The sequence below is a fragment of the Providencia sp. PROV040 genome (assembly GCF_032706145.1).
GTDB classification, from domain to species: Bacteria; Pseudomonadota; Gammaproteobacteria; order Enterobacterales; family Enterobacteriaceae; genus Providencia; species Providencia hangzhouensis.
In genome coordinates this window covers 1,627,930-1,651,312 of the sequence record NZ_CP120530.1, presented here as the reverse complement: position 1 = coordinate 1,651,312, position 23,383 = coordinate 1,627,930, and the positions used below count along the sequence as shown (strand labels likewise).

The 23,383-nt window shown below is 41.4% G+C and carries 23 protein-coding genes and 1 other RNA gene; 8 read left to right on the top strand and 16 right to left on the bottom strand.

The annotated features are described in order from the left end of the window. Window positions 1-15 precede the first annotated feature (15 nt). A complete protein-coding gene (gene xerD / locus P3L40_RS07495; protein WP_210853553.1) occupies window positions 16-918 on the bottom strand; it encodes a site-specific tyrosine recombinase XerD in 903 nt (300 codons plus the stop codon). 117 nt (window positions 919-1,035) lie between these two features. Here xerD and fldB point away from each other — a divergent pair, with 117 nt between their 5' ends. Continuing rightward, window positions 1,036-1,554, top strand: a complete 519-nt coding sequence (gene fldB / locus P3L40_RS07490; RefSeq protein WP_136135320.1) for a flavodoxin FldB — start codon at window positions 1,036-1,038, stop codon at window positions 1,552-1,554. 99 nt (window positions 1,555-1,653) lie between these two features. Here the strand turns inward: fldB and P3L40_RS07485 are convergent, their stop codons facing one another. Both P3L40_RS07485 and sdhE read right to left on the bottom strand, forming a co-directional pair. Continuing rightward, on the bottom strand, window positions 1,654-2,064 hold the full coding sequence (locus tag P3L40_RS07485; RefSeq protein WP_036958456.1) for a protein YgfX: 411 nt from the start codon (window positions 2,062-2,064) through the stop codon (window positions 1,654-1,656). Further along, window positions 2,045-2,311, bottom strand: coding sequence for an FAD assembly factor SdhE (sdhE, locus tag P3L40_RS07480; protein WP_004261864.1), 267 nt, complete (start codon window positions 2,309-2,311; stop codon window positions 2,045-2,047). The genes P3L40_RS07485 and sdhE overlap by 20 nt, the downstream gene beginning before the upstream one ends. Window positions 2,312-2,558: 247 nt before the next feature. Here sdhE and ygfZ point away from each other — a divergent pair, with 247 nt between their 5' ends. The 3 genes from ygfZ (at window position 2,559) to P3L40_RS07465 (ending at window position 5,315) form a co-directional block, all read left to right on the top strand. Beyond that, window positions 2,559-3,542, top strand: coding sequence for a tRNA-modifying protein YgfZ (gene ygfZ, locus P3L40_RS07475; protein ID WP_112307213.1), 984 nt, complete (start codon window positions 2,559-2,561; stop codon window positions 3,540-3,542). A gap of 11 nt (window positions 3,543-3,553) precedes the next feature. Beyond that, the gene (locus tag P3L40_RS07470) at window positions 3,554-4,174 is read left to right on the top strand and encodes an HD domain-containing protein (RefSeq protein ID WP_136135321.1); all 621 of its coding nucleotides are present in this window, start codon (window positions 3,554-3,556) and stop codon (window positions 4,172-4,174) included. A 244-nt stretch (window positions 4,175-4,418) separates the two neighbouring features. Further along, window positions 4,419-5,315 (top strand): YncE family protein, encoded by an 897-nt coding sequence (locus tag P3L40_RS07465; RefSeq protein WP_168697689.1) that lies wholly within the window; start codon window positions 4,419-4,421, stop codon window positions 5,313-5,315. 101 nt (window positions 5,316-5,416) lie between these two features. Here P3L40_RS07465 and gcvP read toward each other — a convergent pair whose 3' ends face one another. The 7 genes from gcvP to P3L40_RS07430 all read right to left on the bottom strand — a co-directional run bounded on the left by gcvP (window position 5,417) and on the right by P3L40_RS07430 (window position 15,221). Further along, window positions 5,417-8,293: an aminomethyl-transferring glycine dehydrogenase gene (gene gcvP / locus P3L40_RS07460; RefSeq protein ID WP_136135323.1), complete on the bottom strand. Its 2,877-nt coding sequence runs from the start codon at window positions 8,291-8,293 to the stop codon at window positions 5,417-5,419. Between the two features lie 296 nt (window positions 8,294-8,589). Continuing rightward, a complete protein-coding gene (gene gcvH, locus P3L40_RS07455) occupies window positions 8,590-8,982 on the bottom strand; it encodes a glycine cleavage system protein GcvH (RefSeq protein ID WP_036958523.1) in 393 nt (130 codons plus the stop codon). Window positions 8,983-9,027: 45 nt separating this feature from the next. Next, entirely contained in the window at window positions 9,028-10,122 is a 1,095-nt protein-coding gene (gene gcvT / locus P3L40_RS07450; protein ID WP_096863171.1) for a glycine cleavage system aminomethyltransferase GcvT, read from the bottom strand. Window positions 10,123-10,645: 523 nt separating this feature from the next. Continuing rightward, window positions 10,646-11,875, bottom strand: coding sequence for an FAD-dependent 2-octaprenylphenol hydroxylase (gene ubiI / locus P3L40_RS07445; protein ID WP_136135324.1), 1,230 nt, complete (start codon window positions 11,873-11,875; stop codon window positions 10,646-10,648). 26 nt (window positions 11,876-11,901) lie between these two features. Further along, complete coding sequence (gene ubiH, locus P3L40_RS07440) at window positions 11,902-13,080, bottom strand: 2-octaprenyl-6-methoxyphenyl hydroxylase (protein WP_096863174.1); 1,179 nt, start codon at window positions 13,078-13,080, stop codon at window positions 11,902-11,904. Window positions 13,081-13,114: 34 nt separating this feature from the next. After that, window positions 13,115-14,437 (bottom strand): Xaa-Pro aminopeptidase, encoded by a 1,323-nt coding sequence (pepP, locus tag P3L40_RS07435; protein ID WP_004261898.1) that lies wholly within the window; start codon window positions 14,435-14,437, stop codon window positions 13,115-13,117. A gap of 199 nt (window positions 14,438-14,636) precedes the next feature. Further along, window positions 14,637-15,221 (bottom strand): YecA family protein, encoded by a 585-nt coding sequence (locus tag P3L40_RS07430; protein ID WP_094962992.1) that lies wholly within the window; start codon window positions 15,219-15,221, stop codon window positions 14,637-14,639. Window positions 15,222-15,360: 139 nt separating this feature from the next. Between P3L40_RS07430 and zapA the strand changes: the two genes are divergently transcribed. The 3 genes from zapA to P3L40_RS07415 all read left to right on the top strand — a co-directional run bounded on the left by zapA (window position 15,361) and on the right by P3L40_RS07415 (window position 16,697). Then, window positions 15,361-15,690 (top strand): cell division protein ZapA, encoded by a 330-nt coding sequence (zapA, locus tag P3L40_RS07425; RefSeq protein ID WP_004913067.1) that lies wholly within the window; start codon window positions 15,361-15,363, stop codon window positions 15,688-15,690. Window positions 15,691-15,801: 111 nt separating this feature from the next. Continuing rightward, window positions 15,802-15,983: non-coding RNA, 6S RNA (gene ssrS, locus P3L40_RS07420), on the top strand. A 120-nt stretch (window positions 15,984-16,103) separates the two neighbouring features. Further along, on the top strand, window positions 16,104-16,697 hold the full coding sequence (locus P3L40_RS07415; protein WP_210853551.1) for a 5-formyltetrahydrofolate cyclo-ligase: 594 nt from the start codon (window positions 16,104-16,106) through the stop codon (window positions 16,695-16,697). A gap of 38 nt (window positions 16,698-16,735) precedes the next feature. Here P3L40_RS07415 and serA read toward each other — a convergent pair whose 3' ends face one another. Together serA and rpiA are read right to left on the bottom strand one after the other, a co-directional pair. After that, a complete protein-coding gene (serA, locus tag P3L40_RS07410) occupies window positions 16,736-17,986 on the bottom strand; it encodes a phosphoglycerate dehydrogenase (RefSeq protein WP_210853549.1) in 1,251 nt (416 codons plus the stop codon). Between the two features lie 444 nt (window positions 17,987-18,430). Continuing rightward, window positions 18,431-19,093: a ribose-5-phosphate isomerase RpiA gene (rpiA, locus tag P3L40_RS07405; RefSeq protein ID WP_136135327.1), complete on the bottom strand. Its 663-nt coding sequence runs from the start codon at window positions 19,091-19,093 to the stop codon at window positions 18,431-18,433. 203 nt (window positions 19,094-19,296) lie between these two features. Here rpiA and P3L40_RS07400 point away from each other — a divergent pair, with 203 nt between their 5' ends. After that, the gene (locus tag P3L40_RS07400; RefSeq protein WP_004261934.1) at window positions 19,297-20,208 is read left to right on the top strand and encodes a LysR family transcriptional regulator ArgP; all 912 of its coding nucleotides are present in this window, start codon (window positions 19,297-19,299) and stop codon (window positions 20,206-20,208) included. Here P3L40_RS07400 and P3L40_RS07395 read toward each other — a convergent pair. The 4 genes from P3L40_RS07395 to P3L40_RS07380 form a co-directional block, all read right to left on the bottom strand. Continuing rightward, window positions 20,205-20,939: an oxidative stress defense protein gene (locus tag P3L40_RS07395; RefSeq protein ID WP_210853547.1), complete on the bottom strand. Its 735-nt coding sequence runs from the start codon at window positions 20,937-20,939 to the stop codon at window positions 20,205-20,207. The two genes, P3L40_RS07400 and P3L40_RS07395, sit on opposite strands and share 4 nt — an antisense overlap. A gap of 152 nt (window positions 20,940-21,091) precedes the next feature. Beyond that, window positions 21,092-21,727 (bottom strand): arginine exporter ArgO, encoded by a 636-nt coding sequence (gene argO, locus P3L40_RS07390; protein WP_096863177.1) that lies wholly within the window; start codon window positions 21,725-21,727, stop codon window positions 21,092-21,094. Between the two features lie 210 nt (window positions 21,728-21,937). After that, the gene (mscS, locus tag P3L40_RS07385) at window positions 21,938-22,810 is read right to left on the bottom strand and encodes a small-conductance mechanosensitive channel MscS (RefSeq protein ID WP_004261945.1); all 873 of its coding nucleotides are present in this window, start codon (window positions 22,808-22,810) and stop codon (window positions 21,938-21,940) included. A 142-nt stretch (window positions 22,811-22,952) separates the two neighbouring features. Further along, entirely contained in the window at window positions 22,953-23,318 is a 366-nt protein-coding gene (locus P3L40_RS07380) for a YacL family protein (RefSeq protein ID WP_004261949.1), read from the bottom strand. Window positions 23,319-23,383 lie beyond the last annotated feature (65 nt).

Genomic DNA, 23,383 nt, shown 5'->3' with positions numbered 1-23,383 from the left:
TCCTTTAATCATGCATCACCCCCTTGGATGATGCTGCTCATGCAATACTCGTAACCGTTCAGTAGCAACATGAGTATAAATTTGGGTGGTTGAAAGATCACTATGACCTAACAACATTTGTACCACGCGTAAATCTGCCCCATGATTGAGTAAATGGGTTGCAAATGCGTGTCTAAGAACATGCGGTGAGAGTAGCTCGCTATCAATATGTGCAAGTACTGCATAATATTTTATTCGATGCCAAAACGTTTGCCGAGTCATTTTCGTGCCACGCTTACTCGGGAATAGAATATCGCTAGTTTTGCCATTTAATAAATCTGGGCGACCTTCATCAATGTATTTCTCTAGCCAATATATTGCCTCTTCCCCCAACGGAATCAATCTTTCTTTATCGCCTTTACCAACAACGCGAATAACCCCCTGCCGCAAGCTAATATCTGAAAAAGTTAAGCCGATTAATTCAGAAACACGCAAACCACAAGCATATAGCACTTCCAACATGGCCTTATCACGTAGTTCTAAAGCATCTTCGGTAGCAGGGGCATTTAATAAATCTTCAACTTGTTTTTCACTTAAATCTTTGGGTAAACGCTGCGGAATTTTGGGGGCAGCAATCACCGCAGAAGGGTCATCCAGACGGATTTTCTCCCGATACAAATATTGAAATAACCTATGCATCGCACTTAATAAACGTGCTGAACTGGTTGCTTTATATCCACAATCAATACGTTCCGCAAAAAAAGATTGTAAGTCAATGGATTGAACACTTTCTAAATGCAACTGATGCGCATCAAGCCATTTATCTAATAGTTGAAGGTCATTACGATAAGAAGCCAATGTATTTTCGGCTAGATCTTGTTCAAGCCAAATTGTATCAAGAAATTGTTCAATTAATGGATTAAGTTGTTTTGTTTCCACGACAGATAAGCTTCCTTTAGATAATACCACACGATTCTATTATGCCTGAATGTGGCTGCTTCTGTTACAATATCTCTCTTATGATGAAAACCATAGCTGGACATAGTAATAATATATATGAAAATAGGTCTTTTTTACGGTTCTAGTACCTGTTATACCGAAATGGTTGCAGAAAAAATACGTGATATTCTCGGCGATGATTTAGTCACATTGCATAACGTTAACGATACACCGCCAACAGAAATGGAACAGTATGATGTTCTTATTTTGGGAATACCTACGTGGGATTTTGGTGAAATACAGGAAGATTGGCTTGAAATTTGGGAAGTGCTTCCCAATCTTAACCTCGCAAATAAAATCATTGCGATGTATGGACTGGGTGACCAAATAGATTATGGCGAGTGGTTTCTTGATGCCCTTGGCATGCTCTATCATCAACTAAAACCAACTGGCGCTAAATTTGTCGGTTTCTGGCCAACTGAAGGCTATACCTTTGATAGCCCTAAACCACTCAATGAAACTGGTGATATGTTTGTTGGGCTGGCATTAGATGAAGTCCACCAGTTTGAACAGACCGATGAACGTATTGCGCAGTGGTGTGTGCAGATTTTTCAGGAAATTGAAGCGCTGTTATGATGCAAGTTTATATGTACTTGCTCATCGAACCCCCAAAGTGAGGGTTACCTACCCTACACTAGGCTACCAATTTGATTTATCACCTATGATTTTGGTAGCCTAAATATCAGGGTATTGCAGCAATAATTGGTTTAAATTACGCCAATTCTCTTCCGACAATGCGTCTTTTGCAACCCACAAATGGAGCTTTTGTGGTTTACCTTGTAACGCTTCTAGTGTCAGTAATATACCATAGCGGGTAAGCCAAGGTGCTTTCAGTATTCTCCATTCATTTTTCTTCCACTGAACCTTATTGCCATTAACCAGTACAGCAACCCCTTTTATTTTACTGATATTTTTCTGGCTCTTTGCCCAACTCGCAACGACAACCACTAATAGCGGCAACCATATCATTGAGTTACCAGGGGACCATGGAGCCAATAGTAAAAACATCCCAATGACCCCATGAACACAGGTTGAGAACAGTTGGGTTTTCCATGAAATGGAGAGATTAGATTTCCACAGGACCACGATTTTTATTTTTTTCCTGAATCAGTTTAATCATACGAAAAAGTTCGTCATCATCTGGACGACCGTGATTCATTAGCCAATTGAATAAATCAGGGTCCGCACATTCTAATAAACGGACAAATACCTGCTTATCGTGAGTTGTTAGGTCATCATATTCATACTCAAAAAACGGCATGATTGAAATATCTAATTCACGCATACCACGGCGGCATGCCCAATGAATTCGCGCTTTATTCTCAATATCCATTCTACTACGGCCTTTTTTGCAGTTAACTGATTAGATTGATTATTTTCCATACTCTAACAGATTATCCGCTAAGAAAACATGTTATAGACTACATTGTTGTAATTTTAGTAGTAAAATACCGTTTTTCTACAAACAGATGATAAAAAACTATTAGATAATACAGCTTCATCATAATAACTACTTGCAATGTTATCTAGCTATTTTACCATTAGGCACCTTTATCTATCAAAGAACAACAGGTGAAATCATGACTAACCAAATTGATAGTACACAGCAATTCCCTCTCGGATCTCAGTCTTTACCACTCGTTTTGATTTCACTGGAAAACTGGGAACTTATTCACCTCCACGGCGCCGATGCAGAAAAATACCTGCAAGGCCAAGTAACCGCAGATATCGCCACACTCAAGCAATCACATGCATTAACAGCACATTGTGATCCTAAAGGTAAGATGTGGAGCGACCTCCGCTTATTCCATCATTTAGATGGCTACTCATATTTATTAAGAACCAGCGTTGCCGACTCACAACTCGCCGAACTGAAAAAATATGCTGTTTTTTCGAAAGTCACCTTTGAAAAAAAACCAGAACTGAAATTAGTCGGAGTCGCGGGTAAAGGCGCTAGAGAAGCACTGGCAACATTATTTACTGCATTACCTGACGCTCAAAACCAAGTAGTTACAGACGACGCCTCCACAATATTACATTTTGCATTACCCACAGAGCGTTTTTTAGTGATCACTAACGAAGAAACGGCACAAAAAATGGCCCAAACCTTAGGTGCTATTCAGGTCAACGATGAACAATGGTTAGCCCTTGATATCGAAGCCGGTTTTGCGGTTATCGATCAACAAAATAGTGCCCAACATTTACCTCAAGCAACCAACTTACAAGCCCTACCTGATGGTATTAGCTTTAAAAAAGGCTGTTATACCGGTCAAGAAATGGTTGCCCGTGCAAAATTCCGTGGTGCAAATAAACGTGCGATGTACACCTTAAAAGGTACAGGTACCACTATTCCTGTCGTTGGTGAAGGTGTGGAATGGCAGCTTGGTGATAAATGGCGCCGTACAGGAACTGTTTTAGCTGCTATTCGCTTAGGTAGCGGCGAAATTTATGTGCAAGTCATTATGAATAACGATATGGAAGCGGATAGCGTTTTCCGTGTTATGGGGGATGAGCAAAGTCATCTAACTATCGCACCATTACCTTATTCATTAGAAGAGAATTAATTGGAGTTTTTATGTCATCTGCATTAGGTAACAAGCCCGTAGAGGTGGTTAATTTTGGGGCTTTTACCGAAGTCGTCCAATTTTTGATGGAATTAGATAAACTCAAAAGTGTTTATCGTAAAAATAAGTTATTGAACCGTGAACGCCAAGAAAATACAGCAGAACACAGTTGGCAATTTGCCGTTGCAGCAATGAGTTTTGCACCTTATGTTCAAGGCATTAATATCGAACATGCGATAAAACTTGCCCTTGTTCATGACATTGTTGAAATTGATGCAGGTGATGTATTGGTATTTGATAATGCCGCTCGTGATGCTATTCATGAAGAAGAAGTTAAAGCGGCTAAGCGTATTTTTAACTTACTGCCTAACCCGCAAAATGAAACGCTATTAGCTCTGTGGAATGAATATGATGCATTAGAAACCCCGGAATCTGTGTATGCGAATGCCATTGACCGAGCGATGCCGATGCTGATGAACCTGCATAATCAAGGCCAAAGTTGGGTCGAAAACCACATTCGTCTGGAACAAGTCCTCAGTAAATGTGATTATATTCAGCAGATCCTACCTGAATTTTATCAACAACTTAAATTACAATTGGAACTCGCTCAGCAAAAAGGCTGGTTACTGTAATTTATGTCAGAAGCGGCTACAAAGCCGCTTTATTTAACGTGTTACACTCATCTAATCTAATGTGTATTACCCACAGCAAGATATACTTTTCACTAATTTATTATTTTGATTTAAATAATGAACTACTTTATATTTTTTAATAATTATTAATCTCGACTTATATAGAAATATCAATATTAATAACTTGCCAATTATTAATATCGCTCCTATCTTTATCATTGAACATTTACCAGAGAGGTTTAAAATGGAAAAATTCAATGAATATTCAAATCCTTATCTTTTACTTCTAGATGTCCATTCACCCGCTATAATTCAATTCAATAAATCAACACATCAAACAATTCCAATTATCGAAGGACTCGGTGGGACTCCTGATGGTATTGCCGTTGACCCTGCTAACCGATTAATTTATTGGAGTAATATGGGTGAAGATTATGAGGCTGACGATGGTTCCATTAATGTGATGAATTTTGATGGTACTGGCAGAAAAATACTAGTAGGCAACGGAAAGATAAGAACGCCAAAACAATTGCATCTTGATTTAGTAAATCAACGATTATATTGGTGTGACCGTGAAGGTGGTATGGTTTCATCATGTAATATTGATGGTTCTGATTTATTCGTCCATGTAGCAAGACCCCGAGATAAACACAATAAAGTAGATATATTAGACCAATGTGTTGGCATTACTGTTGATGTCACAAATAATTGGATTTACTGGACTCAGAAAGGGACCCCTAAAGGTAATTTAGGTCGTATTTTTAGGGTGCCATTAACGCCTAAAATCCAACAATCGGCCAATCAACGAAACGATATTCAATTACTCCTTCAAGACCTCCCCGAACCTATTGATTTATTGCTTGATAAAGAAAACCATATTTTATATTGGACAGATAGAGGCGCTGAGCCCGATGGTAATAGCTTAAATTGTGCCAATATTTCTGCTGATGGATTAAGCCATTACAAGGTGATAAGCCGTGGTTTTAAAGAGGCTATTGGACTCACATATGATAAGCCTGCACAACTGATGTATGTGGCTGACCTTAATGGAGGGATTTACCGAGTCATTATAGAAACAGGTGATGTGGAAAAGCTACACCAAGGTAAAAATTATACGGGTATCTCACAATATTTAGGTTAAATAAATCCTAAATAAATAAAGGCTTGAATTCAGTAACTCACCGAAATCAAGCCTAAAGAGTATTTAATTCACATTATATAATGGAAGTGTGCGATATATTCCTACATATAATCTTCAATCGGCACACATGAACAGTGTAAATGACGATCCCCATACACATCATCAAGCCGTTTTACTGCTGGCCAGTATTTATTCGCTTTCGTTTGTGCTGTTGGGAATGCTGCGAGTTCACGGCTATAACTATGAGGCCACTCCCCGGCTAGCTCCGTTTGCACATGAGGCGAATTCACGAGAGGGTTATCTTCTAGTGTCCACTGCCCTTTCACGACTTGGTCAATTTCATCGCGTATCGCTAACATGGCGTCAATAAACCGATCAATTTCAGTTATGCTTTCAGACTCTGTCGGTTCAATCATTAATGTCCCTGCTACAGGGAAAGACATGGTTGGCGCATGAAAACCATAATCAATTAAGCGCTTAGCAATATCGAGCTCACTGATACCCGTATCTCTTTTAATTGGGCGTAAATCGACAATACATTCATGGGCAACATAGCCTTCTTGCCCTGTATATAAAATGTCATAACGGCCAGAAAGACGCTTGGCAATATAATTCGCATTTAAAATAGCAACTTGGCTAGCTTTACGTAGACCATAAGAGCCCATCATCCGAATATACATCCAGCTAATTGGCAAAATTGATGCACTGCCAAATGGGGCTGCAGATACCGCACCTTGGTCAGTTAACATTTCTTGCTCAACCACAGAATGCCCCGGTACGAACGGTGCCAAGTGTTTTTTCACACCGATAGGCCCCATACCTGGGCCGCCACCGCCGTGAGGGATACAGAATGTTTTATGCAAATTCAAGTGAGAAACATCCGCACCAATAAAGCCCGGTGTTGTTAACCCAACCTGAGCATTCATATTTGCACCATCAAGATATACTTGCCCACCATATTGGTGAATAATTTCACACACTTCACGAATACTTTCTTCATATACCCCGTGGGTTGATGGATAAGTTACCATCACACAAGAAAGTGCTTCGCTATGTTGCTGAGCTTTTTCACGTAAATCCGTTAAATCGATATTACCTTCATCATCACAACGCACTACCACCACCTCCATACCTGCCATATGCGCAGAGGCAGGATTGGTACCGTGAGCAGAAGCCGGGATCAAACAAATATTTCGCTCCCCTTCATTGCGACTCTCATGATAGCGACGAATAGCCAATAAACCGGCATATTCACCTTGAGCCCCTGAGTTAGGTTGCATACAAACTGCATCATAACCAGTCAATTGCACTAACCAATGGGAAAGTTGCTCTATCATTTGGTGATAACCTTGAGCCTGCTCAGGTGGGCAGAATGGGTGTAGCTCGCCAAATTCAGGCCAAGTAATTGGGATCATTTCCGCAGCCGCATTAAGCTTCATCGTACAAGAACCCAGAGGGATCATAGCTTGGTTTAAGGCTAAATCTTTACGCTCTAAACTATGCATATAGCGCATCATTTCGGTTTCACTATGGTAACGATGAAAATTTGGATGAGCTAAAATTTCATCATCACGTAACATAGAGCTTGGGATCGCTTGCTCTGTCGCTGAAACAGATTGGTCTAGTTTTTCAAAATCTAACTTAGTTTCAACACCTGTGATCACCGCAAACAATTCATTTAAATCTTGGCGAGTCGTGATTTCACTAAAAGTCACGCCAACTGCACCACGAATATCAGTACGTAAATTCACTTTGGCTTTTTCAGCACGAGCTAGCACCGCTGTTTTGTCAGCGACTTCAATACATAACGTATCAAACCAAGTTTTATGGCGTGATGTAAAACCTGCGTCTGCTAATGCCTTGGCAAAAATAGTGCTGAAGCGATGAATACGCTCTGCAATTATTTTCAGCCCTTTTGACCCATGATAAACCGCATACATGGCTGCGATATTGGCTAACAGCACTTGGGATGTACAAATATTCGAGTTCGCTTTTTCACGGCGAATATGTTGTTCACGGGTTTGCATCGCCATACGCAGTGCGGTATTACCTGCTGCATCCCGTGACACACCGATAATACGTCCCGGCATTGCCCGTTTAAATTCGTCACGACAAGCAAAGAAGGCCGCATGTGGCCCACCATACCCCATCGGGACGCCAAAACGCTGCGCTGAACCGAAGACAATATCCGCCCCTTGCTTACCCGGTGCAGTGAGCAATACTAGCGCCATCATATCTGCTGCAACGCAACTGACAATTTTACGCTCTTTTAATTGGGCAAATAGCGAACTGTAGTCATGGACATTACCTGTCGTGCCAACCTGTTGAAGTAACACACCAAAAATACCTTCGTGTTCCAGTGCTTTCTCTGCGCTATCCACAATCACTTCAAAACCAAAAGTCCCCGCACGTGTGCGAACAACATCCAGAGTTTGCGGATGAACATCATCCGCCACAAAGAAACGATCTGCATCTTTCAGTTTGCTGATCCGTTTTGCCATCGCCATAGCTTCTGCCGCAGCGGTGGCTTCGTCCAATAACGATGCAGAAGCGAGGTCTAACCCCGTAAGGTCGATAGTTAACTGTTGAAAATTCAGTAATGATTCTAAACGGCCTTGTGACACCTCCGGTTGATATGGCGTATAAGCGGTATACCAACCTGGGTTTTCTAATAAATTACGTAAGATAACTGGCGGAAGCACAGCAGGGGCATAGCCCATACCAATATAACTTTTGTAGCGTTTATTGAGTGACGCTATTGCTTTTAATTCCGCTAAAGCTTCTTGTTCAGTTGCTCCCCCCCCCACTCTTGGCGGTTCTGCAAGCAAAATGGCTTTGGGGACAATTTTGTCCATCAGGGCATCTAATGACGTTGCACCCACGGTGTCTAACATGGTTTTTAATTGTTGTTCTGATGAACCAATGTGGCGCGAAATGAATTCTGAACGATTTTCTAATTGACTCAGTGACATCGACATATCTGTGTTCCCATCCTTTGTCTGCTATGCATAAGTTGTAGGGCGGTTATTACGGAACTTGCGAGATAACGCTTAAAATCAATGATATTGCGGTTGTTTCTTGTTTCTAACTAATTAGATTTTATCAATCCTCTAAATAGCTCATCTTATGGCTATCACTAAAAAGTGTTTATTCTAAATAGTTTGCGTTGTGGCTAGGCGGCAAACGTAGACAATCTTGGGGAACATACACAAGTATGTGACCCGAGTTGTCGAGTGCAGCCAACACCGCCACAACACAAAATATGACGAATAAACTATTCTTCGGCTTCAATCATAGAAGTATACCCCGCCGCATCAATCAAATCCGCCAGCTCTGCGGTATCAGATGCTTTAATGCGGAAAATCCAACCTTCTTGATACGGCTGTTCATTTACGAGTTCTGGCGCGTCATTCAACTCACTATTAACCGCCACAATTTCGCCACTCAGTGGTGCGTAAATATCAGATGCTGCTTTAACTGATTCGACGACTGCAACGTCATCACCTGCACTTACCGCCGTTCCCACTTCGGGTAAATCAACAAACACCATGTCACCCAACGTTTCTTGCGCATGTTCGGTGATACCAACTGTAAATTCACCATTACCTTCATCGCGCAGCCACTCATGTTCACGGGTGTACATTAATTCTTTAGGTGTATTGCTCATCATTAGCCTCTCAATTTTTAAATTTATTAATCAGATTCGCCCAAATTACACTAAGCAGTTACCTTCACGGACAAAGCCCGGTTTAACAACTTCAACTGGCATTTCTCTTTGTCTGATTTCAACAATTGCTTTGTCTTGAATTCCGTTCGGGACACGCGCTAACGCAATACTGAAGCCAAGGGTTGGCGAGAAAGAGCCACTGGTTATTACCCCTTCTTGTAGTTTCCCCAGTTCATCAGTAAAGCGAACAACTTGCCCTGCACGCAGTATACCTTTTTCACGCATCACAATACCGACAAGTTTTTCAGTACCTTGTTCGCGTAATTTTTCCAATGCTTCACGGCCAATAAATTGGCGATCTTCTGGTTTCCAAGAGATCGTCCATCCCATATTCGCGGCTAATGGTGAAATCGTTTCATCCATATCTTGCCCATATAGGTTCATACCGGCTTCAAGGCGCAAAGTATCCCGCGCCCCTAAGCCCGCTGGGTGTACCCCTGCCTTAAGCAGTTTATGCCAAAATTCAACGACCTGCTCTTTAGGCATAGCAATTTCATAACCTTTTTCGCCGGTATAGCCCGTGGTTGCGATGAACAAATCTCCAGTTTGAATACCATAAAATGGTTTCATTCCTTCAATGGCGCTATTTTGTTCCGAACTCAGTAATGAATGAACCTTTTCTGGTGCTTGCGGCCCTTGGACAGCTAATAACGCTAAGTCATCGCGAACACGAATTTCAACGGCATAACCTTTAGCATGTTGTTCAATCCAAGCGAGGTCTTTATCGCGTGTTGCTGAGTTGACGACGAGACGATAAAAGTCATCAGCGAGGTAATACACAATCAGGTCATCAATAACACCACCTGAAGCATTCAGCATGCCTGTATATAAGGCTTTACCTTGCTCTGTAAGTTTATTGATATCGTTGGCGAGAAGATAACGAAGAAAATCACGACAGCCTTCCCCGTGTAAATCGACAATAGTCATATGGGAAACATCAAACATCCCTGCTTCGGTTCTGACAAAATTATGTTCATTGATCTGCGAACCATAATGCAACGGCATCATCCAACCATGAAAATCGACCATTTTTGCACCGCAGGCTATATGTTCATCATATAGCGTTGTTTGCTTTACCATGAATACCCTCTTTACATTATTAATTAATATGACAGGGTGATTGCGTAGTGAAAATTATCCATCTGCAACAAAGTCGCGAGATAATTTTAACCCGACGCAAACGATAACTTTTAAAAAACCTACCACTGTTTGCAGTTCTATTCTATAAAAAAAAATAGGGCGACTATCCATCTGTATTACTGATTGCGCTCTGATTTTGCCAGTGCTTTTTGTTAAATAATTGAGAATGATCACTCAAAACCCTTACATTTAGCGTCTAGAAGCTCAAAATATCATCAATTAAAGAATTTAAATGATAGCTTCGCCAATAAAACTCATCACACCAATATAAATAAAACTAATGCGAAAAATGAATGTAATTAGTTTTTTTCAGTCATGATAAAAAGAGAAAAGTCTGCTATTCATACTAAAACAAGATCGGCAGGGTTATTTCGTATACAGAAACCAGTGATGACACTTTGTATATTGAAATTAAAAAAGAAAAAGGCACAATTTATAAGATAGTGCCTTTGCAGAAAGGGATTTAGAGAGTGTCTTCGACTTGTAACTGTTCCAGCCACTTCGGCATATCAAACAGCCCCATCGCATGGTTCAATAATTGCGGTTTAACACCCGGTAAGCTGTCCGCTAAAACTAGCCCGATATCACGAAGTAATTTCTTCGCAGGGTTATTGCCATCAAACAATTCACGGAAGCCTTGCATACCAGCTAACATCAACGCTGCACTGTGCTTACGGCTGCGCTCGTAATCACGCAAGTATAAATATTGACCAAAGTCTTTACCTTCGCGGTGCAAACGTTTAATTTCACCAATCAACATAGCTACATCCATAAAACCAAGGTTAACCCCTTGGCCTGCTAATGGATGGATGGTATGTGCCGCATCCCCCAACAGAGCTAAGCGTTGAGCTGCAAATTGCCTTGCATAACGCCCTGTGAGAGGAATGGTTAATCGCTCACTTTCCACTTGGCAAAGACCCAGACGAACATCAAATGCAACCGCCAGTTCTTTATTAAAATCAGCAGGTTCTAAAGATTGACGCCTAGCTGCTTCAGTGGCAGATTGAGACCAGACAATCGAGCAAAGATGTGGGTCACTTAATGGTAAAAACGCCAAAATACCTTCACCATCAAAAGCTTGGCGAGCAACACCTTCGTGAGGTTTTTCAGTTCGGACCGTAGCAACTAACGCGGTATGTTCATAATCCCAAAAAGTTAATGGGATATCAGCATGGCTACGCAACCACGAGTTTGCCCCATCAGCCCCCACAATCAACCGTGCCGTTAACATGTTTTCATCATCTAACGTAATGAAAACATCATTTTCTCCCCACACCACTTTTTTAATTGTTGCGGGGGCTAATAATGTCACATCGCGAAGCTGAGACGCCTTTTGCCATAGTGCATCACGTACAACATTATTCTCAACAATATGCCCTAAATGCGTCAGGTTACGTTCTTGAGCGGTAAAAGAAATACGCCCAAAGCTATCGTTATCCCAAACTTCCATGCCATTATATGCAGAAGCTCGCATTCCTTTAATAGTTGACCATACACCTAAGTGGGTCAGTAACTTTTCACTTGCCGCATTAATAGCAGATACCCTTAATGCATGCGGCTCTGCTACACTAAATGGCAGCTTGGGTGGATGAGTCTCAATTACCGCAACACGAAGCCCACTCCCTTCAAGCCCACAAGCGACTGCTAACCCAACCATACCACCACCGGCGATAACCACATCAAATGATTGCATATTTTTTATTCCTCTTTATTTCGTGGTTATTGGTGTGCAACCCAACCCAATGTTTGGCGAGCCAAAACATCACGAGCTGGCGGTAACATTTCCATTGCCATTAAACCTAAGTTACGCCCGACAATAAGCGGTAAACAGCGATTCGCAAATAAACGAACCAAACCGTCGGTTATCGTAACCGTTTTGTCTCTATCTAACGCTCTGGCTTGCTGGTATTGGCTGAGTAATGAATAACGGCCAATGTCTTGCCCTTTCGCGTTTGCATCTACCACAATGTGAGCCAGTTGCATCACATCACGGATACCTAAATTAAAGCCTTGCCCCGCAATAGGATGCAGGGTCTGAGCAGCGTTCCCCACTAACACGACTCGATGACTAACAGGGTTAAGCGCCTTACGTAATACCAATGGATAACAATGACGCTTACCGGCCATGACGATTTCGCCTAGCCGCCAGCCGAATGCTTGCTGTAATTTATCCTTGAATGTCTCATCATCCCAAGACCTAATTGTGTCAGCTTGTTCTTGCTGATGACACCAAACCAATGAACTACGGCCTTGTGACATTGGCAGCAAGGCTAATGGGCCAAATTCCGTAAAGCGTTCAAAGGCTTGGCCTTGTGGGTCTATGGCGGTTTTCACATTCGCGATAATAGCCACTTGCCCATAATCGTCCTGTTGCCATTGCATATGGCAGGCTTTACCAATCGCGGAATGGCTGCCATCCGCAGCAATCAGTAATTCCCCTGTCACCTTATCTCCATTATCCAAGGTGACCGTCACAATCTCTTGTTCACGATAAACATTTTCTACTTTTGCAGGGCAATAAAGGGTTACACCGGGGGCTTTACGTAACAATGAAAATAGGCGGGCACCAGCTTCGTGCAGTTCAATAACATTGCCTAGAGCATCGATATGATAATCATCGGCTGCGATATTCACAAAACCAGCATGGCCTCTATCAGACACATGAACATGATTAATGGGGGTCACACAATCCGCTAAAGCAGGCCAAATGCCTATTTTTGCTAACGACTGGCAAGTACCGTGGGCTAGCGCAATCGCACGTGCGTCGAATCCCGGATGTTTGCCATCAGGCAAAGCTGCCTCGATTAATGAAACCGATAATTTTCCTTGGCTAAGGGATGATATCGCCAGTGCTAATGTTGCACCCGCCATACCGCCCCCCACGATGATCACATTCATGCGTTGTTTATTACCTTTCTATGATGACTGACAGCTACCCTAAATTGTGCGTTGCTGCCGCCATTAGGGCTTCAATTTCATCAGGGTCTTTCACGACTAAATCTGTTAAGTTTTCATTTCCGTTTTCGGTGATAACAATATCATCTTCGATACGTACACCAATTCCGCGATATTGTGGTGGCACATCGGCATCTGGAGCAATATATAAACCAGGCTCAACAGTTAATACCATCCCCACTTCAAGTGTACGGTCGCGGTCTGTGCCATAAAAACCTACATCATGTACATCTAACCCTAACCAATGACTTAAACCATGCATAAAGAATGGCTGATATGCTTTGTTTTCGATCAATTGATCCACATCGCCTTGTAAAATTCCAAGTGCGACGAGACCTTCTGTTTTGATACGAACAATTTCACGAGTCACCTCATGAATACTAGTTCCCGGGCGGTATAGCTCTAACGCGGTATTTAACGCTTTAAGGACGATATCGTAAATTTCACGTTGCGCTTGGCTAAATTTGCCATTTACTGGGAAAGTACGCGTGATATCCCCTGCATAGCCTTCAAATTCTGCCCCTGCATCAATCAAGACTAATTCGCCATCCTTCATTAGGCTCTCATTTTCGGTGTAATGCAAAATACAGGCATTTTCACCACTACCCACAATGGAGTTGTACGAAGGGAAACGTGCACCATGGCGAGTAAATTCGTGTTCTAACTCACCACAAAGTTGGTATTCATACATATTAGGTCGGCAAGTTTCCATGGCTCTAACGTGTGCGAGAGCAGAAATTCGCCCAGCCATACGCAGAGTATTAATTTCTTCTTCTGACTTAAATAAGCGCATTTCATGGACAATCGGCCGCCAATCTACCAATGTTTGTGGCGCTCGTAAGTGACGGCGGCTGCCTTTACGTAAAATATCTAAGGCATCAAATACTAATTTATCGGCATAGGCAAACTCCCCCTGTGCATGATAAACCACATCGAGGCCGTTCAGTAATTGATAAAGTTGTTCTTCTATTTCATTGAAAGGTAACGCTTTGTCGATACCTAACTTTTCAGGTGCGGCGTCTTGGCCAAGGCGGCGACCAAACCAAATTTCAGCAGTTAAATCACGAACACGGTTAAAAAGAACAGAATGGCTATGTTTTTCATCGCTCTTAATCAACACTAATACGGCTTCAGGTTCGCTAAACCCCGTCAAATAAAGGAAATCACTGTGTTGACGGTACGGGTATTCGCAATCCGCATTACGCTGCGCAGGAGGCGCTGAGAAAATAATTGCTGCACTGCCTGGTTGCATTTGAGCCAATAATGCATTGCGACGAGAAATAAATTCCTGTTTATTCATACCGTTTTTGCCTTATTATCAGAATAATTAGATTGCTGAATATATTGCTTGTGTTTAACCAATCACATAACAACATACACTGGCGAAATGACTTAAAACTGGATACACCCCGTTTTCAAGCACTTAATTTTATCAATAATATAATATCGTCCGATAAAGTTAAGTGGCTTTGAAAACTCACGTTACACGTTAAAAGAAACTAATGAAGAACTGGCTTATCATTTTCTACTGCGGTTGGGCCTTGGCCTTTAGTTGGCTCAATCAATGCAATGTAACATAATTGCACCGCCACCCTGACATACTCCACCACTTCTTCTAACGCTTGCTCGAGTTCTTCTTGGTCTTCGTCTTCATCATAACCAAGCATACCAATATTGCGTAAATCTGTGATAACCTCGCTTATCTCTTTTTTATCAGCCAGTTTCGGTTGTGTAACACCAACACCTAATAAAAAGTGATTTACCCAGCCAGCTAGCGCATCAGCATGGTCAAAAACAGAAGCATCTTCGTCAGGAAATAGCATAGTAAATGCAAACTCGCTATCATCAAGTGCTTCAAACGTGGTATCAAAAAGTTCTCGCAGTGGCTGTGAAACGGTTTGTGGAAAAGCTAAACCATCGTTAGCAAGGTCATGGACTAACGTTTGCCAGCTTTGATCACGTCCCCCACCACAGATCAACCCGGTTATTAGACCATGGATCTCCGCGGCAGTAAGTGCGATTGAGTGCTGTTGCAGTAGTTTGTCCAGTGATTCATAGTTTGGTAAAGATTTTTGTATAGACATCTGAATTCGTCATGTTAGCTTATGATTCGTGATATGCTACCATCAAGGATAGCCGCTAGACCAGTATGCTTTTGTCTTATCTATTAATTGCGCCAAATATGATGTATTTATGGCGAGTATTATTCAGTATGGAGGTATCATGTCCGCACAACCTGTCGACATCCAGATTTTCGGGCGTTCAATGCGAGTTAACTGCCCATCAGAACAAAAAGAAGCCCTTCTTGAGTCGGCTAAAGAATTAGAACAACGCTTGCAAAATCTGAAAGATAGAAGCGGTGTGACCAATATGGAACAACTTATTTTTATCGTAGCATTGAACGTCTGTCACGAATTAGCACAAGAAAAGACAAAAACGCGTGATTATGCTTATAATATGGAAGAGAAAATAAAAATGTTGCAGCACACAATCGAACAAGCGTTGCACGATCAGGTGAAAATTACTGAGAGGCAGGTATTGCCCTTAGAGTAAATCTGCTTATTAATCAGACACTAGTAGAAAAAAATATACAAAATTAAGGTTGCATTTTAAATCTAGTTTCGTACAATGAAATCACTGAGTAACGATAAGTTCTCAAACCAAATTTCTCTGAGATGCGCGTGAGTGGGCGAGTCCCCTGAGCCGATATTTCAACTAAATAGAATGTGGTTATGGCGCTGGTGAGCATGCCTGATTCGCTCAGGAAGCCTAAAGGTTGCTAAACTGCGTTCACCTTGAACCAAGGGTTCAAGGGTTACAGCCTACAACGGCATCTTGGAGACCCTCAATTAAGTTCCTGCTTATTTTTCATTTGTTTTCTACATAACCTTTCATCTTGCGATATACTTTAAGTAATTTACTTTCTTGGTTAACTGTTTTTTATCGCATATATAACAGGTTATCACATGCAAGACTCCCTCTCGACCCAACGCCAGCAGGTACGTCAAACAATCCGCCAAGCACGTCGTCAATTAAGCGCTCAGCAGCAATATGACGCTGCGGAACAACTCATGCATAATGCATTAAACCACCCGAAAATAGCACAAGCCAACACGATTGCTTTGTTTCTTTCTTTTGATGGCGAAATTGATACTAAACCGCTTATTCAGGCGCTCTGGGCTGAAGGCAAACAAGTCTATCTCCCTGTTTTACATCCTTTTAGTCGTCACCATTTATTATTTCTTCACTATCGCCCCGATAGCCAACTCGTTAAAAACCGATTTAATATTGATGAACCACCGCTTGATGTTAGAGATGTGCTACCATTTGAGAAACTGGATATCATGCTTATCCCATTAGTGGCATTTGATACTCAAGGGCAACGGTTAGGTATGGGAGGTGGGTTCTATGATAGGACTCTAGCAAATTGGCAAAAAACCGGTTTTTATCCAATTGGCCTTGCCCATAATTGCCAGCAAGTAGAAAAACTCCCCATCGCACACTGGGATGTTCCTTTACCCGAAATTATTACGCCGCAAAAAATATGGCGCTGGTCATAAACACCCGCGCCATTATTTCACACAATTTTTAGCGTAACTTAGAACAGTAAACGCGCACGAATGGTTCCAGGCAAATCTTTTAATTTCTGGAGTGCTTCATCTGTTTGGTTTGGCGTTTGCATTAATACATCAATAACCACATAACCTACGTTGCCTGATGTACGTAAATACTGGCCAACAACGTTAATGTTATTTTCAGTAAATACTTGGTTGATGCTGTTCAAAATACCTGGACGGTTTTCATGAATATGCAAGAAACGGTTGGTATCTTCAGTATGGACAGGCAGGGAAACTTCGGGGAAGTTAACCGCAGATAGTGTTGAACCATTGTCTGAGTATTTCGCCAACTTACTAGCCACTTCTAACCCAATATTTTCTTGAGCTTCTTCTGTAGAGCCCCCAATGTGCGGCGTTAAAATCACATTATCGAACTTAATTAATTCAGAGGTAAATGGGTCATTAGGGTCATTATTTGCCGCTGGCTCACTTGGGAATACGTCCACTGCAGCACCTGATAAATGTTTGCTTTCCAATGCGGCTGCCAGTGAAGGAATATCCACAACTGTTCCACGTGATGCGTTAATGAATATAGAACCAGGCTTCATACGGTCGAATTGTTCTTTAGCAAACATATTCTTCGTACTTGGGGTTTCAGGGACATGTAAGCTAACCACATCGCTCATATTCAAAAGTTCAGTTAAAGAACGAACTTGAGTTGCATTACCTAATGGTAGTTTGTTTTCAATATCATAGAAGAAAACATTCATACCGATACCCTCAGCTAAGATCCCCAACTGAGTACCAATGTGGCCATATCCAACAATACCAAGACGCTTACCACGCGCTTCAAAACAGCCTTTCGCTTGTTTTTCCCAAACACCACGGTGTGCTTGCATATTAGCTTCAGGAATACGACGTAGTAAAAGTAATAATTGGCCTAATACCATTTCTGCAACGGAACGTGTATTCGAAAATGGTGCGTTAAATACAGGGATACCACGTTTTGCCGCAGCATCTAAATCAACTTGGTTGGTGCCGATACAAAAGCAACCCACTGCAACAAGTTTTTCTGCTGCTGCAAAAATTTCTTCAGTAAGATGAGTACGGGAACGGATACCTACAAAACGTGCATCTTTAATCGCTTCTTTTAATTCTTCGTCGGATAACGCACTTTTGTGATATTCAATATTGGTGTAGCCCGCAGCTTTTAAGTTATCAACCGCACTTTGGTGCACACCTTCTAGCAGTAAAAATTTAATTTTGTCTTTTTGCAAAGATACCTTAACCATTTCCCTACCCTATCGTGAACGTACTTAAGATTTATAACAGATGAACATATGTGTTTGCCTAACATAGCTCAAGAGAGATGACATCCATCTACCTTGAGCTATGAAGCGTATACCAACATAGCAAAAAATAGCGCAGTAGCAATACAACCGTTTGCTTAATGGATGCTAAAAAGCGCGAAGAAAAAGAAGTTAAATGGTAGAAAATCAGGGGTGATAACACAAAATAAGGATTTTTCCTGCACAATGCCTATTTGTGTGAGATATATCACCAAAATAGCTAGATATTAAAAAAAATAAAATAAATTTCAAATTGGTGATATTAATAAAACTGGTTAATTAATTTAGCTTCTATCAAATCATAAACTAATGACAAAATACCAGTAAGACAAAAAAACCAGTGGGTATAACTCCACTGGCTTATTAAAAAATTGAATACGATATAGATTATAACTTGATGGTTTTAACGCCTTCGTTTGCAGTTCCCATCAAGACGACGTCTGCACCACGATTCGCGAATAACCCAACGGTCACAACACCTGCAATCCCATTAATGGTATTTTCTAATGCCACTGGGTCAATAATATTTAAATTATGGACATCTAAAATCACATTACCGTTATCTGTAATCACATTTTGACGGTACTCTGGCGTGCCACCCAGTTTAACCAATTCACGTGCCACATAGCTACGCGCCATTGGGATCACTTCAACAGGCAGAGGGAATTTACCTAACACATCAACTAACTTAGATTCGTCAACGATACAAACAAAGGTTTTTGCAATTGCAGAAACAATTTTTTCACGTGTTAAAGCCGCACCACCGCCTTTGATCATATTCATGTGGTGGTCAACTTCATCAGCGCCATCAACATAAACATCTAAGGAATCCACTTCATTGCAATCAAATACCGTAATACCCAATGATTTTAATTTTTGAGTTGATGCTTCTGAACTTGATACCGCACCTTCTATTTGACCTTTCATTGTTGCTAATGCATCAATGAAGTGTGAAGCCGTCGAGCCCGTTCCAACACCAACAATAGTGCCCGGTTTTACGTAATCAAGTGCTGCCCAACCTACCGCTTTTTTTAATTCGTCCTGAGTCATGCTCATGCCTTTTAAGATTTAATTGAGTCGTGATTAAGGTTATTAATAACTAGTATATACCGGACACCCAATAAGTTGCAGCTTTGTTCGCTGTATTTGTGTCACGGTTCTTGGGATTTAGGCCACAACAATAATATTTTTAAGTGTTATTTGTAAAAATATGGCATAGTGCTTGGTAGAATAACAACAAGGAGATCTTTTTGATGAAGCGCCCTGACTATCGCGCATTACAAGCACTGGATGCCGTTATCCGTGAACGCGGCTTTGAGCGCGCAGCTCAAAAGCTCTGCATCACGCAATCTGCTGTGTCACAACGTATAAAGCAGTTAGAAAACCTATTTGGGCAGCCACTACTTGTGCGTACCGTTCCGCCACACCCAACTGAACAAGGGCAAAAACTGCTAGCATTGCTTCATCAAGTCGAATTGTTAGAAGAACAATGGTTAGGTGATGAAAATAGTGGTTCCACCCCTTTATTGCTCTCACTTGCCGTCAACGCCGACAGCTTGGCAACTTGGTTTCTTCCAGCCCTAAACCCTGTATTAGGCAACAGCCCTATTCGGCTAAATATTCAGGTAGAAGATGAAACTCGAACTCAAGAACGTTTAAGACGTGGTGAAGTGGTAGGCGCTATCAGTATTCAACCCCAAGCCTTACCGGGTTGCTTGGTCGATAAACTTGGCGCGCTGGACTATATTTTTGTCGCATCACCTGGCTTTGCAGCGAAATATTTCCCCGATGGGGTGACTCGCTCTTCGTTATTAAAAGCGCCTGCGGTTGCTTTCGACCATTTAGACGATATGCACCAAGCCTTTGTGCAACAAAACTTTGGGTTGTCGCCCGGCAGTGTTCCATGCCATATCGTGAACTCCTCAGAGGCCTTTGTACAGTTAGCGAAACAGGGCTCTACCTGCTGTATGATCCCACATTTGCAGATAGCAAGTGAATTAGCGAATGGTGAGTTGGTTGATTTAACACCAGGGCTATGTCAGCGACGCATGCTTTATTGGCACCGCTTCGCACCTGAAAGCCGTACAATGAAAAAAGTGACTGACGCCCTATTAAAAACTGGGCGCCAGATGTTAAAACAAGAAGATGAACCCGCAAAAAACTAGCGTTTTAATTCAAATACCACATCAACTTGGTCATTAAAATCAATACTCTGTTGTTCATAAGTCTCATCAATCTTGAGGTCTTGAGCAACAGAGGCTTTCATCGCCCCACCATAATTTCTTGTTGCCATTGGATATGGCACCGCAGCTGGCGCATTATAGTTAATGCTATACACTGGGCCTAACTGAACATTAAAGCCTTTCGCTAAGAGATTAGCTTGTTCTGTCGCATTTTTAATCGCTTGAGACCGTGCTTCATCACGATACTGTTGCAGATTAGCCACACCAAACTGTACTGAGTTGATTTCATTGAGACCTGCGGCTAAAGCACCATCTAACAAGACATTAAGTTGGTCTAGTTTCTTCACTTTCACTTCAACAGAACGTGTTGCCGTGTAGCCTTCGATGGTTGATTTTTGTTTCACACTACTGTAATCATATTTAGGCTGAGTTCGCACATTTGCTGCATTAATATCTTCTTTTTCAATACCGTTTTTCTTAAGAAACTCAAAATACTCCGCAACTCGCTTATCGACCCCAGCTTTCGCAGCCGCCGCATCTTTAGCAGTCACTTCCACCTGAATATTCAGCGTCGCCATATCGGGTGTCGCTTTCACTATTGCATTACCCGAAGTCGTAATGTGTGGACCATTAGGTAACGGGTCAGCCAATGACATGGTAGGAACCGCAGCACCTGCTACCATCGCAGCTAAAACTAAAGATTTTAATTTCACAGAACCTCCCAAGGCAATTATTTATCGCTAAAAAAGGGATAATTGGTAATAAACTATCCCTGAGCTCAATTTAACAGTAACACATGAAACAAAAAGTACAGTCAGAATAATGAGAAATTGAACTTTATTGCTTGTCTGTTGAAGATATATTGTTATTGAGAAATCAAACCGAGTCCCTTAAGCCCTTGTATTGCAAGTTGAAATGCAATAAACCACATCACACTCCCCACAAAAATGTTAATAATGCGCTGTGAACGCGGTTTATTTAACACAGGTGAAAACCAAGCAGCAAGTATCGCTAACGCAAAAAACCAAACAAAAGAAGCCGTTAATGCTCCAGCCGTAAACCAAGGTCTCAGCTGGCTTTCTAATTGGCCTCCCACACTACCCAATACAACGAAGGTGTCTAAATAAACATGAGGATTCAGCCAAGTGACGGCAAACAGTGTGACAATCACTTTCCATCTTGTGATAGCACGGCTTTCTGTTTGAAGTATGACCTCATCAGGGCTGAGTGCTGTCCGAAACGCACCATAGCCATACCATAGAAGAAATACTACGCCTGCCCATGTAATCAATTGCATTAATATTTCAGACTGGCTTAATAAAGCGCTCCCACCAAAAACACCTGCGATAATTAAAACGGTATCACTTAAAGCGCATAATAATGCACTCATTAAATGAAACTGCTTCCGGCTTCCTTGTTGTAAGACAAAAGCATTCTGCGGCCCTAAAGGTAATATCATTGCTGCACCCAACAGTGCACCCTGTAAATAGATCGAAAACATGCATTAATCCCAACTTTTTATTCAATTAATATGCATGGATATTAACGAGAAAAAATTATTAGTGGAAATGATTAAGTCTAATAGGTCATAAGTATGACTTATAACTAAAAACGGTTCGGTAAGAAAAATATAGGAGTGAGAAATGAATAAGAGCCCATCGAAGACAGGCTCTTATTTTCAGTGAAACTGCTGAATATGACTTTCTAAATATTACTCGGCTGAATCTTGCTTGATAGGCGCATTTTGTTTATGAACATGAACATCCATTTGTGGGAATGGGATACCAATATTATGTTTATCCAATGCTCGCTTAAACTCTTCTAGCAAGTCCCAATACACAGGCCATGCATCACCATTGGTGGTCCAAAAACGCACTAAATAATTTAATGACGATGGTGCCATATCATGTAAACGGATAGTAACGCCTTTAGCATGCTGAATACGGCTATCTGCGGCGACGATATCACCTAATACTTTTTTCACCACATCAATATCAGAATCGTAAGCAACACCTACAATAATATCTTGACGACGGTTAGGCTCACGACTGGTATTAATAATGTTATCGGCAATGATCTTTCCATTAGGAATAACAATAATACGGTCATCTGCGGTTCTTAGCGTAGTTGAAAATATTTGTACATTTTGCACTGTACCTTCAACAGCACCGATTGAGACATACTCCCCCGCTTTTAGTGGCCTAAATACCACCAGCAACACACCTGCGGCAAAGTTACCCAGCGAGTTTTGTAATGCTAAGCCAACCGCTAAACCGGCCGCCCCCATTACCGCAATCACAGAGGCTGTTTGTACGCCAACTTTCCCTAATACAGCAATTAAGGTGAATGCAACAATGGTATAGCGCGCTATCGCTGATAAAAAGTCACTCACTGTTGAATCAATGCCTTTCATGGTCATCACGCGATGTAAACCACGCCCGACCCATTTTGCAATCATCATCCCGACAATCAAGATAACGATAGCAGACACGATATTCACAGCATACTGAACTAACAGATCTTGGTTCGCCACAAACCAATTCGTTGCATCATTCAACGCGCCTGTAACATCATCAGTATTCATATATATATGCCCTTTAGGATCCAATTATCAATATTAACCCCAACCAATAAATCTTTAACGAAACGTTTAATGGCTGGCCGTACATTGCAAATAATAGCGATGATTCATTAAAACACAAAACAAATCACTAAATAAAATTATTTTATCTATTTTCTATAACAAAAATTCGATAATCTTTTAGCATTAATAAGAAGTCATCAGTGCCGCAAAATGCAACACTTTCATTATCATAATAACTCATTCCTTCTTCCAACCCTTCAGTTTCAAATGATAATTGGTTGGCGCGGATCATCACTTCTTCATCATCAAGCAACAATGTATATTCGTGGCCAATAAGCTCCCATTGTTTTTCACTTCCTTTGATTTTTTCATAGTTTTCTTCAATAGCATCTAACAGACTAAGGTTATTTTTAACCTCTTCATTAAGCCAATATCCAATAGCCTCATGATCCATCGAGAATTTAGCGGAGATAGCTCCGGTGATATCTTGGAAAAATTGGTAGTCCATATGCAGTCCCTCTACTCTTGCGTTATTGAACCTAGTATAACGCGAGTCAAACCGCTTTGTTGAGA